The 16,699-nt window shown below is 64.3% G+C and carries 14 protein-coding genes and 2 tRNA genes; 11 read left to right on the top strand and 5 right to left on the bottom strand.

The genetic code is table 11. The annotated features are described in order from the left end of the window. Nucleotides 1-7 precede the first annotated feature (7 nt). The 7 genes from E4K09_RS12190 (at nucleotide 8) to E4K09_RS12160 (ending at nucleotide 10,048) form a co-directional block, all read left to right on the top strand. Nucleotides 8-940 (top strand): 3-hydroxyacyl-CoA dehydrogenase, encoded by a 933-nt coding sequence (locus tag E4K09_RS12190; RefSeq protein ID WP_134497327.1) that lies wholly within the window; start codon nucleotides 8-10, stop codon nucleotides 938-940. Nucleotides 941-962: 22 nt separating this feature from the next. Then, complete coding sequence (kce, locus tag E4K09_RS12185; protein ID WP_134497325.1) at nucleotides 963-1,889, top strand: 3,5-dioxohexanoate:acetyl-CoA acetone transferase; 927 nt, start codon at nucleotides 963-965, stop codon at nucleotides 1,887-1,889. 214 nt (nucleotides 1,890-2,103) lie between these two features. Continuing rightward, a complete protein-coding gene (locus E4K09_RS12180; protein WP_134497323.1) occupies nucleotides 2,104-3,003 on the top strand; it encodes an NAD-dependent epimerase/dehydratase family protein in 900 nt (299 codons plus the stop codon). A gap of 59 nt (nucleotides 3,004-3,062) precedes the next feature. Beyond that, complete coding sequence (locus tag E4K09_RS12175) at nucleotides 3,063-3,758, top strand: RraA family protein (RefSeq protein ID WP_244610468.1); 696 nt, start codon at nucleotides 3,063-3,065, stop codon at nucleotides 3,756-3,758. 844 nt (nucleotides 3,759-4,602) lie between these two features. Beyond that, the gene (locus E4K09_RS12170) at nucleotides 4,603-5,355 is read left to right on the top strand and encodes an ImuA family protein (protein WP_134497319.1); all 753 of its coding nucleotides are present in this window, start codon (nucleotides 4,603-4,605) and stop codon (nucleotides 5,353-5,355) included. Beyond that, nucleotides 5,273-6,775, top strand: a complete 1,503-nt coding sequence (locus E4K09_RS12165; RefSeq protein ID WP_134497317.1) for a Y-family DNA polymerase — start codon at nucleotides 5,273-5,275, stop codon at nucleotides 6,773-6,775. The genes E4K09_RS12170 and E4K09_RS12165 overlap by 83 nt, the downstream gene beginning before the upstream one ends. An 18-nt stretch (nucleotides 6,776-6,793) precedes the next feature. After that, a complete protein-coding gene (locus E4K09_RS12160; RefSeq protein WP_134497315.1) occupies nucleotides 6,794-10,048 on the top strand; it encodes an error-prone DNA polymerase in 3,255 nt (1,084 codons plus the stop codon). Nucleotides 10,049-10,388: 340 nt separating this feature from the next. Here E4K09_RS12160 and E4K09_RS12155 read toward each other — a convergent pair. Next, nucleotides 10,389-10,463 (bottom strand) — tRNA-Gln (locus E4K09_RS12155). A gap of 154 nt (nucleotides 10,464-10,617) precedes the next feature. Here E4K09_RS12155 and E4K09_RS12150 point away from each other — a divergent pair. Further along, a tRNA-Pro gene (locus E4K09_RS12150) sits at nucleotides 10,618-10,694 on the top strand. A 79-nt stretch (nucleotides 10,695-10,773) separates the two neighbouring features. Here the strand turns inward: E4K09_RS12150 and E4K09_RS12145 are convergent. After that, a complete protein-coding gene (locus E4K09_RS12145) occupies nucleotides 10,774-11,097 on the bottom strand; it encodes a hypothetical protein (protein ID WP_134497313.1) in 324 nt (107 codons plus the stop codon). A 570-nt stretch (nucleotides 11,098-11,667) separates the two neighbouring features. Between E4K09_RS12145 and E4K09_RS12140 the strand changes: the two genes are divergently transcribed. Then, the gene (locus E4K09_RS12140; protein WP_134497311.1) at nucleotides 11,668-12,063 is read left to right on the top strand and encodes a DoxX family protein; all 396 of its coding nucleotides are present in this window, start codon (nucleotides 11,668-11,670) and stop codon (nucleotides 12,061-12,063) included. A 71-nt stretch (nucleotides 12,064-12,134) separates the two neighbouring features. On the opposite strand, the gene E4K09_RS12135 is transcribed toward E4K09_RS12140, so the two are convergent. Further along, nucleotides 12,135-12,827 carry a hypothetical protein gene (locus E4K09_RS12135; protein ID WP_134497309.1) on the bottom strand — a complete coding sequence of 231 codons (693 nt, stop codon included), beginning with the start codon at nucleotides 12,825-12,827 and terminating at the stop codon, nucleotides 12,135-12,137. 303 nt (nucleotides 12,828-13,130) lie between these two features. On the opposite strand from E4K09_RS12135, the gene E4K09_RS12130 reads away from it, so the two are divergent. Both E4K09_RS12130 and E4K09_RS12125 read left to right on the top strand, forming a co-directional pair. Next, the gene (locus E4K09_RS12130) at nucleotides 13,131-13,421 is read left to right on the top strand and encodes a hypothetical protein (RefSeq protein WP_134497307.1); all 291 of its coding nucleotides are present in this window, start codon (nucleotides 13,131-13,133) and stop codon (nucleotides 13,419-13,421) included. A 476-nt stretch (nucleotides 13,422-13,897) separates the two neighbouring features. Then, nucleotides 13,898-14,809 carry an MBL fold metallo-hydrolase gene (locus E4K09_RS12125; protein WP_134497305.1) on the top strand — a complete coding sequence of 304 codons (912 nt, stop codon included), beginning with the start codon at nucleotides 13,898-13,900 and terminating at the stop codon, nucleotides 14,807-14,809. A 24-nt stretch (nucleotides 14,810-14,833) separates the two neighbouring features. Here the strand turns inward: E4K09_RS12125 and E4K09_RS12120 are convergent, their stop codons facing one another. Together E4K09_RS12120 and E4K09_RS12115 are read right to left on the bottom strand one after the other, a co-directional pair. After that, nucleotides 14,834-15,613, bottom strand: coding sequence for a DUF1499 domain-containing protein (locus tag E4K09_RS12120; protein ID WP_134497303.1), 780 nt, complete (start codon nucleotides 15,611-15,613; stop codon nucleotides 14,834-14,836). Beyond that, a complete protein-coding gene (locus E4K09_RS12115; RefSeq protein WP_134497301.1) occupies nucleotides 15,613-16,695 on the bottom strand; it encodes a M48 family metallopeptidase in 1,083 nt (360 codons plus the stop codon). Before E4K09_RS12115 ends, E4K09_RS12120 begins: the two co-directional genes overlap by 1 nt. Nucleotides 16,696-16,699: the final 4 nt, after the last annotated feature.

The raw sequence follows: 16,699 nt of genomic DNA, 5'->3' as shown, positions 1-16,699 counted from the left end.
CTACGGAATGCCGATTGCTGCAATCATTGGTGCCGGGCTGATCGGCCGGTCCTGGGCGATCGTCTTCGCACGGGCCGGCTGGGACGTGCGCATCACTGACCCGAACCCCGACACGCTTAGGAACGCGCCAAGCCTCGTCCGCGAGGGATTAGAGGAGCTTGCAAGGCATGGCCTCGTTGCCAACCCAGAAAGTGCATCTGCTCACGTCGTCGCCGTATCCTCTCTCGCGGAGGCTGTGAGTGAAGCCGACCTCGTTCAGGAGAATGGCCCCGAGATCGTCGAGACCAAGCGGCTCATCTTCGCGGAACTCGACCGGCTCGCGCCTTCAGACTGCATTCTTGCCTCCTCGACATCCGCGATTGTCGCGTCCCACTTCACCGAAGGACTGTCGGGCCGCGCCCGCTGCCTCGTAGCCCATCCCGTCAACCCACCTCATCTCGTGCCACTCGTTGAACTCTGCGGAGCTCCCTGGACGACCCCCGAGACAATCTCTCGGGCACGAACAATCTATGAGAGTGTCGAACAGGTGCCCATTGTCGTAAACCGCGAGGTCGAGGGGTTCGTCCTGAACCGGCTCCAGGGCGCGCTCTTGGCAGAGGCGTTCCGGCTCGTCGGCGAGGGCGTGGTGAGCCCGCAGGATCTCGACAAGACCGTCAAGGACGGTCTCGGCTTGCGCTGGTCCTTCCTTGGTCCCCTCGGAACCATCGAGCTCAACGCACCTGGTGGCATGGCCGATTACTGTGACCGCTATACGGGCTTCTACCGGCGCCTCTCGGAAGATGCAGCCAAGCCTCATGTCTGGGATAAGGAGAATGTGAGCCGCATACTGGACACCTGGGGCGAAGCGCCTGGACCCGATGAGCTCGCACGGCGCTCTGTTTGGCGAGACAAACGCTTGGCTGCGTTGAAGGCCCACAAGAAGTCGCAACCAGATCAGTGATCTCCCGGGAGGAACCAAGCCCATGGCCCGCAAAGTCATCATAACATGCGCCGTGACCGGTGCGATCCATACGCCTTCCATGTCTCCTCACCTGCCGGTTACGCCCGAGGAGATCGCGGAGGCTGCCATCAGCGCCGCGGAAGCTGGAGCCGCGATCGTGCACCTTCACGCGCGGGACCCAAAGAACGGCAAGCCTGATCAATCGCCGGAAGCCTTCGCCCCGTTCCTGCAGGTGGTGAAGCAGCGAAGCAATTGTGTCATCAACATCACGACGGGCGGGGCCCCGACCATGCTGGTGGAGGAGCGGGTGCGGCCTGCGGCTCATTACAAGCCCGAGGTCGCCTCCCTCAACATGGGCTCGATGAATTTTGGGCTCTACCCGATGCTCAATCGTTTCAAAGACTTCAAATACGATTGGGAGGAACCGTACCTCGAAGGGTCACGTGACAGGATCTTCCGCAATACTTTCTCCGATATCGAGTACATCCTGACGACCTGCGCCGAGAATGGCACCCGCTTCGAAATCGAATGCTACGACATCGGTCATCTCTACACTCTCGCCCACTTCGTGGACCGTGGTCTCATCAAGACGCCTCTCTTTGTCCAAAGCGTGTTTGGTCTTCTGGGCGGCATTGGCCCGCATCCCGAGGACGTGGCGCACATGAAGCGCACGGCCGACCGACTGTTCGGGAATGAGTACCAATGGTCGGTGCTCGGTGCCGGCAAGAACCAGCTTCCCATTGCCGCCCAGGCGGCGGCCATGGGAGGCAATGTCCGTGTCGGGCTGGAGGATTCGCTCTGGATCGGTCCGGGCAAACTTGCGGAATCGAATGCGCAGCAGGTGAAAGCGGCCCGTCAGATCATCGAGGGCCTTGGGCTGGAGATCGCCACCCCTGACGATGCCCGCAACATGCTGTCACTCAAAGGGGGTGACCGCGTTAATTTCTAAGGATTGGTTCTCCTTTGCTCTGGGTTCAGTCGCCAGCCTTTGGGGCTAAACGCATCTGGTTGCCCTTTGCGACGTGCAGAGAACCGCCGGGCAGGTTGCAGTCCGCCTGCCGTTCAGGGTCATGATAGATGCTGCAGTCCCTTATAGACATCAGCCGAGGATGCTGGAGTAGTACGGTGAGTAATAGACATCACTCCGGAAAGTCAGTTGCGCCATGAGCCAATCGAAACCTGTTCGCTCTGTTCTTGTTACAGGCGCGGGAGGCAATCTCGGACAGAAGCTGATCAGCCATCTCCTGGCGCAGGACTGGTGTGAGCGGATCGTCGCGCTTGACCACGTGATGCCGCCACAATCCATGGCAGCGCATTCGGACCGGGTGGAATGGGTCACCGCCGATCTGACAGATCCATCCGAAACTGGGTGGCGTGAGGCTTTGGCCGGGGTTAATGCCGTGGTGCATTTCGCAGCCCAGAATCCTTATCCCGATGCGCCCTGGAGCGACGCTTGTGCGTCATTCGACATGACACTCAACATGTTGGCCGCTGCCGCTCAGGCGGGCACGCACCGCGTCGTGTTCGCCTCGTCCAACCACGTGATGGGCCAATACAAGGACCCGCCCTTGGCCGATAGTCTGACGGCAGGTGCTCTGACGACGGCCTTGCCGCCAGGTCCGGGGACACGCTGGTTCAACGGCCGTGAGATGGTGCAGGGGTTCGCCTATGCAGCATCGAAACTGATGGGCGAGAGAGCCTGTCTCGCTGAGGCGCATCGCTCGGGAGGCGCCCTGACCAGCGTCTGCGTTCGAATCGGCTGGTGCCAGCCGGGAGAGAACAGACCAGACACAATCAACACTTCTGGCCTGCCCGGTGCGGACGAGAGCACAGGTCCCGACACCGAGCGCGACCTGCGGTGGTTTCGCAACATGTGGCTCTCGAACCGGGACTTCGTGGCAGTGATCGAGCGGGCGCTCCTCGCCAATGCGCTGCCTTGGCCGCAACCCGGCATTGTCGTCAACGGCATGTCAGCCAACCGGAACATGCCGTGGGACATTGAAACCACCCGGTCGCTCATCGGCTACGAGTCGCAGGATGATGTCTGGAAGCACTTCGCCTGAGGCTGTGAGCGCCCTGCGATGACAACTCATTGACGTGGAAAGGCTTGGAAATGGAACAGGTGCTGTCTTCTGAAGTCTTCGCAGCCCTGACGGCTGTTGATACGCCGACGGTGTGTAACGCCATTGAGCTCGTTCTGGGCCGCCGGACGGCGGAGGGCTTCACGACCCGGCCGGTTCTCGCCGCCCATCCCAATCTGCCTGCCGTCGTGGGATACGCCCGCACGGGGCTGATCCGTAGCTCGCAGCCAAGCGAAGAGTCACCCGGAGCTCTGAGAGCCCGACGGATCGCCTACTACAGCTATGTCGCGGCTCAACCCAGTCCTGCCGTGGTGGTTCTGCAGGACGTCGACCCCTGTCCCGGGCTCGGGGCGTTCTGGGGTGAGGTCAACGTAGCGATCCATAAAGGCCTGGGCGCGCAAGGAGTTCTGACCAACGGCTCGATGCGCGACCTCGGCGCCGTCGATCCCGGGTTTCAGATCCTGGCCGGCTCGCTCAGCCCGAGCCATGCCTTCGTTCGCATCGAGGAGTTTGATTGCCCAGTGGAGGTTTTCGGACTGAAGGTCAAACCCAATGATCTCATCCATGCCGACCGCCACGGCGCTGTCGTCATCGACCTGGAGATCGCCCATGAACTCCCCCGCGCCATTGATCTGGTGGCTCGAAAGGAAGCCCTGGTCCTGAGAGCCGCCCGCAGTCCAGGTTTTACTGTGGAGAAGCTGATCGAGGCTTGGGGTGAGGCGGAGGACATCCACTGACGCGCTTGGCGGCTCAAGGCTGTGCGGCCGGGATCTTAAGCTAAGCCGCACCTGTCAGCTCATTTCCTGAAACCACGCGCCGTCCCTCTGCACGGAACGATCGTGTGTGACACCCCGCAAGTCAGGATATGCTTGAATTCATCAGTCTAAAGCATCGGACGTGAAAAGTGGACCTGCACTTTTGGGACGCATCCGATGCTTTCTTAGATTCAAGAGCATCGTTGGGAGCGGAAAACCGGATCCACTTTTCACTGACGTGGCCCTTCGGGTCGCTGACGCGGGCCCCCTGGTTCCGCACGATGCACTCGAGCTGTTTCCACTTGCGTGGAATCAGCTCTTTTCCTTGGTCTGCCGCATGTTTGACGGCGAGCCGGGTCCGCTTCGCCGAAAAATTCTCTAAAGCCAGGTGTTTGATCCCAGGATTTGGCGAGTCTGGATCGTCTGATGACGTAACCCTTTTTCAGCCGTCACCCTATCGGGTTGGTGAATTTCTGACCTGCTGAATACCCAGGCTTCATCGACACCGGTCCGGATAGGCGGGACTACGTCCGAATGGATCAGGAGCTTGCCGAGCGGCTTTGCGCCTCGGCATCGATGGTCCAAACGCCAACACGCGCCATGTCCAGCGGCACCGCCTCATATCATAGACGCGGGTCATGAGGGTGGTTTCGCCCAATTCCAAGCTCCAGCGCTAACGGAGGCTACCGGTCCGTGATCGTGCCTGAAGGTTGAATAAGCGCCCTTCTCCCCGGAATTAACAGCTACTTCTGCGTGTGTTTGACTCCTTCCGTAACGAGAACATAATACGAACATCCTCAACGCGAACGTGAATGGGCACGGAGTCATGCATGCCGGGCAACAGGACAGGCTTGCCGCATTGCGGCTCCAGATTGCCCGGATGGAAGGCGGATCACAGAAAACCAGGCCGCTGCCCTTTGGCCTCAAGCCGCTCGACGCTCACCTGCCAGGAGGCGGCCTCGCCCGAGGCGTTCTTCATGAGATGATCGAGGCGGGCCATGCCTCCGAGTTCGCTGGCTGCACCACCCTGTTCACCGCAGGAATCGCGGCCCGGCTCAAGGGTCCTGTGCTCTGGTGCCTGACGCGCCGCGACCTGTTCGCTCCCGGCCTCCTGCGCGCAGGTCTGCACCCGGACCGGGTGATCTATGCCGAAGCCGAGCGGGAACGCGAGATCCTGCCCCTCATCGAGGAGGGCTTGCGTGAGAAGGGGCTGGCGGCCGTCATCGGCGAGGTCACGCGCATGGGGCTCACCGCCTCGCGGCGCCTGCAACTGGCGGCTGAAGCCACCGGCGTGACCGCTCTCGTCATCCGGCGCTGGTGGACATTGGCCGAGAAGGATCTGGTCCACCTGCCGACGGCTGCCGCGACCCGCTGGCGCATCGCCCCTGCCCCATCCGAACTCATGCCGGCTCCCGGTCTCGGACGGGAACGCTGGCAAGTCGAACTCCTGCGCTGCCGTGGCGCTGAACCTCGTACATGGATTCTGGAGGCCTGCGATGCGAAGGGTCGTCTCGCTCTACCTGCCGACCTGGCCGACCGATCGGATCAGGCGGCGGACCGGCGAGCCGCCGCGTCATGAGCCACTCGTGACCGTGCATACGGTTGGATCGCGGCGCGTCGTCCGTGCGGCCTGTGCGGCTGCGCAGGAGGCGGGTCTGCATGTCGGCATGGCGCTGGCCCAGGCACAGGCCCTGGTGCCGAACCTGCACGTGGTTGAAGCAAACCCGGACGAGGACGAGGCCTCGTTGCGGGAACTCGCACGTTGGGCGATTGGCTACTCGCCCGTGGTGGCCTCCGATCCGCCGGATGGTCTTTGGATCGACATCGCCGGCGTGGCGCATCTCTTCGGCAGCGAGGAAGAACTGCTCAGCGATCTGACCAGCCGCCTGACGCGCCAGGGCATTGCCGCCAAAGCGGCTGTCGCCGATGCTCCGGGGGCGGCCTGGGCGATGGCCCGCTATGGCGCGGGCGGCGTCGTACCGACAGGCCGGATCGTTGACGCCGTGGCGACCTTGTCGATCCGCGCCCTGAGGATCGCTCCCGACAAGCTCGGTGCCCTGCACCGGCTCGGCATCGAGCGGATCGGACAGCTCGCCGCCATGCCGCGTGCACCGCTGGTCCGGCGTTTCGGCCGCGACGTCGCCCTGCGGCTCGATCAGGCCATGGGTCATGCCTTCGAGCCGATCACGCCGCTCATCCCCAAGGAAACTCCGGTGGCATCCTGTGCCTTCGCGGAGCCGGTCGCCCGGCTCGAGGATCTCAAGGGCGTGCTGCTGCGGCTTGCCAAGGATCTGTGCCGGCAACTGGGCCGCCGTGGCGAAGGCGTACGCCGTCTCGACCTCATCTTCCAGCGCGTCGATCAGAAGAGCGCCTGCCTGCGGGTCGGCACAGCCAAGGCCAACAGGGACGCGGCTCATCTTGCCAGGCTCTTCGACGAACGGCTGCAAACCATCGACCCCGGCTTCGGCATCGAGGAGATGGTGCTGGTCGCGAGCAAGGTCGAGCCGCTGACTGAGATGCAGATCCATGCCCGTGGCCTTGGGGAAGAGGATACCGGGGAAGCGGACATGGGTCCGCTCGTCGACAGACTCGGAGCCCGCATCGGCATGCGACGCATCTACCGCCTTGCGCCCGTCCAGAGCCTCGTCCCTGAACGCATGGCGCGACGGATCCCTGCCCTTGCACCGCCGACCGGCTCCGTCTGGCCGGAGAACCTGCCACGCCCCACGCGCCTGCTCGATCCGCCGGAGCCCGTGGTAGCAACCGCCCTGCTGCCCGATCATCCACCAGCCTTCTTCGTCTGGCGCAAGGTCCGTCACAAGGTCGCCAAAGCCGACGGGCCGGAGCGCATCACGCCGGAATGGTGGAACGGCGACAAGAGCTCTTTCGCCCGCGACTATTACCGTGTCGAGACCGAGCAAGGTGGCCGCTTCTGGATCTTCCGCGATGCCCCCACTGCCGAGGGCGGACGCTGGTGGATGCATGGTTTCTTCTCGTGACAGACGATCGTCTCTCCGATGTATGCTGAACTCCAGGTCACGACCCACTTCTCGTTCCTGCGCGGCGCCTCGAGCCCGCAGGAACTGTTCGAGCAGGCGAAACTCCTCGGCATCTCAGCTCTGGGCATTACCGACCGCAACTCTCTCGCCGGGATCGTGCGCGCCTATGAAGCGTCCCGGGATACAGGCGTCCGCCTTGTCGTCGGCTGCCGGCTCGACCTCACCGATGGCACATCACTGCTCGTCTATCCCACGGATCGCGCGGCCTATTCTCGCCTATGCCGATTGCTCAGCCTCGGCAAGAGCCGCGGCGGCAAGGGCAAGTGCCATCTCGTCTGGGATGATGTGGTGGCCTGGAACGAGGGGATGCTGGCGATCCTCCTGGGCGATGAAGCGGACGAAGACCTCGACCGTAATCTCACACGTCTCAGACAAACCTTCGGCAATCGCGCCTATATGGCCCTGATCCGGCGCTTCGCGCCCAACGAGCACCTGCGTCTGTACGCCATCGAGCAGGCGGCGAAGGTGGCCCGGGTGCCGACCATCGCCATGGGCGACGTGCTCTACCATCACCCGGATCGTCGTCGTTTGCAGGACGTGGTCTCCTGCATTCGGGAGGGCTGCACCATCGACGAGGCGGGCTACCGCCTCGAACGGCATGCCGACCGCTACCTCAAGGATCCGGTCGAAATGGAGCGCCTGTTCGAGCGCCACGGGCCAGCGTTCCGGCGGGTTCGCGAGATCCTCGACCGTTGCACCTTCTCGCTCGACGAGCTGCGCTACCAGTACCCGTCCGAGACGGAAGATGGCGAGACGGCGCAGGAGAAGCTGGAGCGGCTGACCTGGGAAGGCGCGCGGCATCGCTACCCGGATGGCATTCCGGACGTGGTCGCGACGACCTGCCGCCATGAGCTGCGTCTGATCGAGGAACTGGGCTACGCGCCCTACTTCCTTACCGTCCATGCCATCGTGTCGTTCGCCAAATCGCGCGGCATCCTGTGCCAGGGGCGCGGCTCGGCCGCGAACTCCGCCGTGTGCTTCGTGCTCGGCATCACGTCGATCAACCCGACCGAGCACGACCTGCTCTTCGAGCGCTTCGTGTCCCAGGAGCGGCGCGAGCCGCCGGACATCGACGTCGACTTCGAGCACGAACGGCGCGAGGAGGTGATCCAGTGGATCTACGACACCTATGGCCGCCATCGCGCCGCCCTCACCGCCGTCGTCTCCTGCTACCGTGCCCGCGGCGCCGTGCGCGAGGTCGGCAAAGCGCTTGGCGTTCCCGAGGATGTGACGGCGGGACTCGCCGGTCTCGTCTGGGGCTGGGGCAATGACGGCGTGTCGGACAAGGAGGCGAAGGAGCTCAACCTCAACCTGAACGATCCGCGCCTGCGGATGACGCTTGAACTTGCCAGCGAACTCATCGGCGCGCCCCGCCATCTCTCGCAGCATCCGGGCGGCTTCGTGCTCACGCAGGACCGTCTCGATGAGCTCGTCCCCATCGAACCGGCCGCCATGGAGAACCGGCAGGTGATCGAATGGGACAAGAACGACATCGACGCGCTGAAATTCATGAAGGTCGACGTGTTGGGCTTGGGCATGCTCGGCTGCATGCGCCGCGCCTTCGATCTCCTGCGCGAGCACAAGGGCGAGAGCTACGACATCGCCACGATCCCGGGCGAGGACAAGGCGACCTACGCCATGATCCAGAAGGCCGACACGGTGGGCACGTTCCAGATCGAGAGCCGCGCCCAGATGGCGATGCTGCCGCGGCTGAAGCCGGAGACCTTCTACGACATCGTCATTCAGGTGGCGATCGTCCGTCCCGGCCCGATCCAGGGCGACATGGTGCATCCCTATCTGCGCCGCCGGGAGAAGCGTGAGGAGGTCGAATACCCGCGACCCGAACTCAGGCGCGTGCTGGCGAAGACACTCGGCGTGCCGCTCTTCCAGGAGCAGGCCATGCGGGTCGCGATCGAATGCGCCGGTTTCACGCCCTCGGAGGCCGATCAGCTCCGGCGCGCGATGGCGACCTTCAAGTTCACCGCTGGCGTGTCCAGGTTCCGCGACAAGCTGATCACGGGCATGGTCGCCCGCGGCTATGACGCTGCCTTTGCCGAGCGCACCTTCAAGCAACTCGAGGGCTTCGGCTCCTACGGCTTCCCCGAAAGCCATGCGGCGAGCTTCGCCAAGATCGCCTATGCCTCCGCCTGGCTGAAGTGCCACCATCCGGACGTCTTTTGCTGCGCCATTCTCAATTCGCAGCCAATGGGCTTCTATGCGCCCGCCCAGCTGGTGCGGGATGCCAAAGCTCACGGGGTCGAAGTGCATCCTGTCGACATCAACCATTCCCGCTGGGACTGCACCCTGGAGCCGACCCGGAGCCCGAAGCGTTTCGCCGTCCGGCTCGGGTTCCGGATGGTGCATGGCTTGGCGAATGCCCATGGCGCCCTGATCCCGCTCGCCCGGGCGGAGCGCCGCTACTCGTCCATCGAGGACCTGTGGCGGCGGGCCGTCATACCGGTCTCCGCTTTGGAGCGGCTGGCTGAGGCCGATGCCTATGGCTCTATCGGGGTGAACCGCCGCGACGCGCTCTGGACCATCAAGGGGTTGTCCGACGAGGTCATGCCCCTGTTTGCCGCGGCCGACGAGCGGGAGCGGGCGATCCGGTCAGAAGCGGTGGAGCCCGCCGTCGACCTCGTGCCCATGACGGAGGGCCGCGAGGTCGTCGAGGACTACCGCTCGAAGGGCTTGACCCTGCGCCGGCATCCCCTCGCCTTCCTGCGCCAGGAACTGACGGAACGGCGCATCCGCTCCTGCGCCAGCCTCCAGCACGTCAGGGACGGCCAGAGGGTCGCGGTGGCAGGCCTGGTGCTGGTGCGCCAGAAGCCGGGCTCGGCCAAGGGTGTCACCTTCATGACCATCGAGGACGAGACCGATGTGGCCAACATCGTGATCTGGTCCACCGTGTTCGAGAAGCACCGGCGCCTGATCCTGTCCACCGGCATGATCGGCTGCCGGGGCCGACTTCAGCGCGAAGGCGGCGTCACGCATCTTATCGCCGAGCATCTCATCGATCTGTCGGACCTGTTGCGCTCAGTCGGCAGCCGGGATGAGCCCCTGCGCCTGAGACATGGTCGTGGGGACGAAGCCAAAGCCGGAACGCGCGAAACCCTGCGCCTGGATACGAAAGCTGCCTCGGAACGACCAACGTCTGATCCATCGGAGGATGATCAGGCCCCGATGATCAGGGTTCCGACGCGAGACTTCCGCTAAAGCGTCGGACGTGAAAAGTGGACCTGCACCCTTGGGTCCGTGCTTCCTCTTCAGACAGCAGCATCGTCGGGTGCGGAAAACCGGGTCCGCTTTTCACGGACGAGGCCCTTCGGGTCGCTGACGCGGCCCTCTGGGTCCGCACGATCGTCATCGAAGACCTGCCCCCTGTCCAACATATCGAACGATGTCACCGGACGGTTTTCCGTAGCTCTTCGGCAGGCCAGAAGACTGACCAAGGAGGCGGCCAACCGGCCTTCTGCCCCGCTTGGCCTTGCAGCGGTGCGGAGCGCCTCGCCCGGAATTGGGAGAAGAGCATTCGCGTTCAGGAACTTGGCATGGATGGCTGGGGCGCCAGGATTCGAACCTGGGAATGGCGGTACCAAAAACCGCTGCCTTACCGCTTGGCGACGCCCCAATGGTGGGCGTGTACATAATCGGGCGAGCGCTTCCTGGCAACCCGATTTTGCGAAGCTCCGCAGCCGAAAAGATATGCCTCAAAGGCGCAAATCCCCCTTGCGGCCCCCGCCCCTCGCCGCTATAAGTCCGGCCTCCCGATGAAAAATCGGTGTCGGAGTGTAGCGCAGTCTGGTAGCGCACCTCGTTCGGGACGAGGGGGTCGTAGGTTCGAATCCTATCACTCCGACCATTCTTCTTCAGAGAGCAAGAGCCAGGGCTAAGCCACGGTGGCTTGGCTTTCCCGCGCCGAAGAGGGCGTGGCTTCTCCCCTAATGGGTCGAGAAGCGGCCGTTCTCGTCATAGGTTTCGTAATGAAGGGTCTGTGCCGGGATCGCCTCCAGCTGACGGGGGCCCTTCGGCCAGTCCTGGACAGTCTCCTGGGCCTGCGGCATGTAGCGAGGGCGGAAGCGCAGATCGACCAGAGCGCGCAGTTCCGGAGCCGCCAGGTCGAGCACATTGGCGTCGCGCCAGCGGCGGTGCAGCTTGGGGCGGCCCGTCATGCGCCCCCAGAAGCCCTGCACCTCCTCCTCCACCTGAAGGATGATGCGGCCCGTGAAGGTCTTGCGAAGGTTAAAACGTCCAGTCAGAGCCATTCAACTCTCCCAACTCTTTCGTACTCTGCAAAGATTGCGCTCAAAGCCAAGGTTGCCGGGACCGGGCCAATAAAACCTCGGCTATAACGCCTGCCGAACCTTGCCGTTACAAGGCCAATGCGGGCGCGGCTTTCAGGTTCCGGCCTGTTCGCCGGAACCAAGCGTCGCAACGTTGGGAAGTGATGTTCCGCACATTATCCTCAAGGCTTCAAGGAAGGCTTTGCGGCACGAGGGCCGGTGCGGAAAGGACGATCGGGAGACAACAGGAACGCAGGGTACCGGAAGAGCTGCGGACCTCCTCTCAGGAGCGCGGGCGCGGCGTGAGATCGATCTTGACCAGTTCACCGGTTCGAGGATCGAGGATGGTCATGGCAGCCTCCTGTGCTGTTGGCATGAGGAAAACGCCGGACATGCGGGAAGGATCAGATGGTCTTTCGAACGTGGTAAGCAATTCGTTACCGGTGCGTGTGCTTTCGCACCTGGAAATGACGAAGCGCGACCTTTAACCCGGACGCCGCAGCCGGCCCGTACCGACGTCGGCGCCGCACCTCATTTCCGGAGATCCATTTGATGTCTACAAGCCTGCTCGAATCCGTTTGGTCGCCACGCCTTCTCAGCGTTCTGCGAATCGTCGCCGCGCTGGTCTTCATGGCGCACGGCACCCAGAAGATCCTCGGCTTTCCGGCCGGCGCCTCGCCGGCCATGTTCAGCCTCTCCTGGATCGCGGGCGTGCTCGAGCTTTTCGGGGGCGCGCTTCTGGTCCTCGGCCTGTTCGTCCGTCCCGTGGCCTTCGTTCTCTCGGGCCTGATGGCCTGCGCATATTGGATCGCCCACGCGCCGAGGAGCTTCTTTCCCGTGCTGAACGGCGGCGACGCAGCCATCCTGTACTGCTTCGTGTTCCTCTACCTCGTGGCGGCCGGCGGCGGTGCCTGGAGCCTGGACAACCTGCTGCGCAGGACCCGCTGAGCAAGAGCCCGCCGAGGGAGCATCACGCGAGAGCATGCGGCGGAGGGCCGGCCCACTCGGCCTCCGTCCTGTCAGGCCCCCTCGCCCCCAGAGCCGGTCATGCGCCGAACGCGCTCGTCCTCCAGCTCTGCGTGCAGCGTGTGGTCATCCTCCTCGTCGAGGAGATTCGGCATGAGGTCCGTCATCAACCCCGTCGTGGTGGAGGCTGCTGCACCGATCGGCGGAGCGGCCCCTTCGGACCGCCAGTCCCGCCCCGGCCGACCAGGCTCGACGCGGCCCTCGTCATCCAGGATGTCCACCACCCGGTCGATCTCGGTCTCGTCGACGCGAACGGTCACGAGGGTTCCGCCCTCGCGGACACCGTCCACATAAGCCCTGGCCTCCTCTTCGCTCAGGCCGGAATCGGCCAGGGCCCCCATGAGGCCTCCCAGCGCCGCTCCCGCCCCGGCGCCGACGAGCGTCGAGACCAGCCATCCGGCCGCGACCAGCGAGCCAAGCCCTGGCACCGCGACGGTGCCGAGCCCTGCCAGGAGCCCTGCCCCGCCGCCGGCGATCGTGCCCGCCGCGGCCGCGGCCCCGGCAAACTCGTGGGATGCGCCCTCCTCCGCGAGGGAGGGCTCAGCATGTTGCGACGAGATGCTGGCGGGGTTGTTGGAGACCAGGCTGATCTCGAAATTCGGCATGCGAGCCGCTTCCAGCCGCTGCACGGCCTTGGCGGCCTCGTCGTAAGTTTTGAAGAAAGCCGTGATTCTGCGCTCGGCCATGAGGCCACCTCCACATCTTCTCTTCCGTCCTGCAAGGCTAAAGCATCGGACCCAAAAGTGGATTTGCACTTTTGGGATCAATCCGATGCTTCCTCTTAAGTTGAGAGCATCGTCTTAGCGGAAAACCGAATCCACTTTTCCGCACGATGCTCTAATGAGCGCTCCCTAGGCGGGTTCCGGCGTTCTTGCGCGGTCGCCAAGTTTCGTTGCAACACTGCGCGCCCGTGACGCCTTCCGGTCCCGGCGGAATATTGCTACAGTCCCACAAAAGAATGCCGCTCACGGCGAAGTAGGGGCCCCACCATGCGACATATCCATCTCGACGAGGGTTTGCGTTTGCGATTTCCAGGCCGCAGCGAAGATTTTGACCAGGGTGTCGAGATCGGCATGGTGGCCGTTCTCATGGACCAGGAGACTCCTGAGTTCTCGCGCTGGATTTCCCGGGCCAACCTCGGACAGGTGGAGGCGATTGCCAGACAGATGGGCTATCGCGTCATCGAGAATGGCGGCGATGAGGAGTGGGTGGACATCACGTTCCGCCATGGCAGCATCAAGGCGAAGCCCAATCTCCGGCTCGTGCATTCGGCAGGCTAGAGCATCGGACCCGAAGCGGACTTGCACTTTGGGATCCGATCCGATGCTCCACTCTTGGGAGAGCGCATCGTTCGATGCGGCCCTCCGGGTCCGCACGATGCGGTCGATGCAACACGCGGCCTTGAGCGAAGGAAGCCGCCCTGCGCAAGACACAGGGCGACGGTCGTGCTGCCGGGACGCCAGGCGCAGGAAGCGCCGATGACCCGCACGGTGAGCGTCTGCGGCGTCATGGGAACATAAGGCGGCGGCATCTGGACTTTCGCGAGACACGGTCAGGAGCGCCGCACCCCTTCAGCGACGGCCGCAGCCCTGCGACGGGGGTGGACAATGACGATGGCGTTGGAGCGCTGGTCGGCATGAAACCTCTCCGCTCATCGATCCGCCATTCGCAGGCCGTGCGGAAAGCCCTATAGGAGGGGCAAGCCGGCCTCACTCGCGGCACGGCCGCGACCGGCAGAGATGTCCAAGGATCCCCCATGGCAGACGAGCTCACCTTCGATACGCGCCCTCCGGCCCAGGCGGGCGAATGCCTGCAGGTGAGCCCTCTCGTGCGGCGGATCGTTGCCGACAATCCCGGTCCCGTCACCTTCACCGGCACCTGCAGCTACATCGTGGGCTCGGGCAAGGTCGCCATCATCGATCCCGGCCCGGACAGCCCTGAGCATATCGCGGCCCTGCTCGATACGGTCCGCACCGAGACGGTCACCCATATTCTGGTGACCCACACCCACCGCGACCATTCCCCGGCCGCCCGGGCCATTCAGGCCGCAACGGGGGCGCTCGTCGTCGGCTGCAGCCCGCACCGGAGCGCCCGGCCCCTGTTCACCGGCGAGGTCAATTCCCTGGAGGCGAGCTCCGACAAGAGCTACGCCCCCGATCGGGAATTGACCGAAGGCGACGCCGTGCAGGGCCCCGGCTGGACCCTGGAAGCCGTCGCGACGCCCGGGCACATGGCCAATCACCTGGCCTTCGCTCTGCCCGAGGAGCGAGCTTTGTTCTCCGGCGATCACGTGATGGCCTGGTCCACCACCGTCGTGGCACCGCCGGACGGGTCCATGAGCGCGTTCATGGCGTCCCTCGACAAGCTCAAGACCCGTGAGGAGACGGTCTATTGGCCTGGCCATGGCGGCCCTGTTCAGGATCCTCAGCGTTTCGTGCGCGCGCTCATCCATCACCGGCGATTGCGTGAGGCTTCGATCCTCAATCGCCTCAAATCGGGTGACCGCACGATTCCCGAAATCGTGTCGGCCATCTACCAGGGCCTCAACCCGGCGCTCGTGAATGCCGCGGGCCTGTCGGTCTTCGCCCATCTGGAAGATCTGGTCGCCCGGGACCTTGTCGCGACGGACGGTGTCCCGAGCCTCGACGGAGAGTACCATCCGGCTTAAGGCGGGCGAGAGCTGTAAAAGGCTCTACTTTACCGCGAGAGCCAGATTCGACGCCTCTTCGAGAAAGGCGCGGATCCGCGCGGCGTTCGTGCCGAGATCGTGCTCGCCGATGCGGGACGCGGAGCGAATGTCGATCCGCGTCCCGTCGACCCGTGGCCGGACACGGATGGTGATGTCACTGGGAATTTTCAGGATGAGCGTGCGATCGACAGCCTCGAGCCGTCCGGCGCCCGTCCGCCCTCCGGGGGGCACCGCTTCGATGATCCGCCAGCCGAGATTTTCCGCGGCCTTGCGCACCAGGGGAAAGGCGTCCTCGGGCGGGATGTCGAGCGAGAGCGGCGCGATCTGGACATAGGCGTCGCGCTGCAGCTCGCGGTCCTCGGCCGGAACCTCGGGAGGGATGCGGCCGCCGCGGGCCTCGAGAGTGACCCGCGAGCGCGAAAAGACGGGCGGGTCGTCCGTATCGGTGCTGACATCGTTGATCGCCGGCAGCGTCAGAGCCTTGAGGCCCAGAAAGGCCGGATAGCCGAGAACAAGGGCGGCCAGCGCCAGGCCCTTGATGGCGCTGCCGAGACCCCGGCGCCCCTCCTGCCAGATGCGAACGAAGGCGACGAGGGCCAGTCCTGCGGCGATGAGGGCGACGGCGAGCCCGAGCCCCAGGGCGATGAAGCCGGATTGGTAATCGATGCGGTCGAAGCGGATCAGCAGAGCGGAGAGGAGCGTCACGACGAGCGCGAACCAAGCCGCCGTAGGCGACCATTGGGCCGGACGGGAAAAGGGCTCTTCGATGATGAGGCGACGCATTAAGGGGTCTTACAGATCTCTTTGAGTGCGCGCCACTCCTCCTGGTTCAGAAGAGGCTCGCCGGGCTGGGAAGGCACCTGTTTTTCCAAAGCTTTCAAGCGTTGTTCGGTGACCGGATGGCTCAACAGAAAAGCCGGAATGCCTGTTTCGTTCCCGTCGTCCTCATCTTCATCCGCTTCGATGCGTTTGAGCAACAGCGCCATGGGATGGGCAGGCCTTCCCAGGGACACCATGGTGCGGCCCGCGAAGTTGTCCGCCGCCGCCTCGACCTCGCGGGAATAGGCGCTGTCGATGAGATAGCTGCTCGCGAATACGATGGCGCCGCCGCCCGTGACGTCACCGAACAGGAGGCCGAAGAGGTAGGACGTGCCGCCCGACTGGATCATGGTGCGCAGGCCGTCCCGACCGACCACATGCCCGATCTCGTGAGCCAGCACGCCGGCCATCTCGTCGGTCGTCTCCGCCTCCTCTAGGAGTCCGTTGAAGATGTAGATCCGGCCCCCAGGAAGGGCGACCGCATTGGGAATGTCGGAATCGAGCACCGCAACGTCGAGAGGAGCCTCGACGCCCTTCGCCCCGGCGAGGCGCTCGGTCAGCTTCCGCAGGGCCGCCGTCCCCTCGGGCGCTTCGCAGAGGTCGTCGCGCACGAGAGCACGCAGCTGATTGTCGACGGCTTTTCCGATGCGCTGTTCAACCGAGATGGGAATGAGCGGCGTGAGCGTCTCCGCCAGGAGAGGAATGAGATAGAACACGCACAGGATGATCGAGATCGCGGTCGCGGCGGACCAGAAGACGATAGGCCCCGTCCGCTCCCGGTCCTCGCGACCCTCGAGCCGATGGCAATGCAGCCGAACCGCCACCTGATCGGCCGGGTCCGTCACGTCGAGACGCGCAAGATCCGGCCCGCCCTCCCGCGCGAGGCGCAGGACGCCGTCAGGGGCATCCTTCCGGCGGACCTCGCCTGCAGGCCAAGAGGCGATCCACTCGCCTCCCTCGTGCAGGTCGAGACTCGATGCGGTGACCTTGAGGGTAACGGCCCGTCGTCGGGCGCTCGCTCCGTCATAGAACACCGCATCCGGCATGCTT

Origin of the sequence: Microvirga pakistanensis (genome assembly GCF_004458765.1) — a bacterium.
Taxonomy (GTDB): Bacteria; Pseudomonadota; Alphaproteobacteria; order Rhizobiales; family Beijerinckiaceae; genus Microvirga; species Microvirga pakistanensis.
Note: the sequence above shows the minus strand (reverse complement) of the source record. Positions and strands in the feature narration are given on the sequence as shown.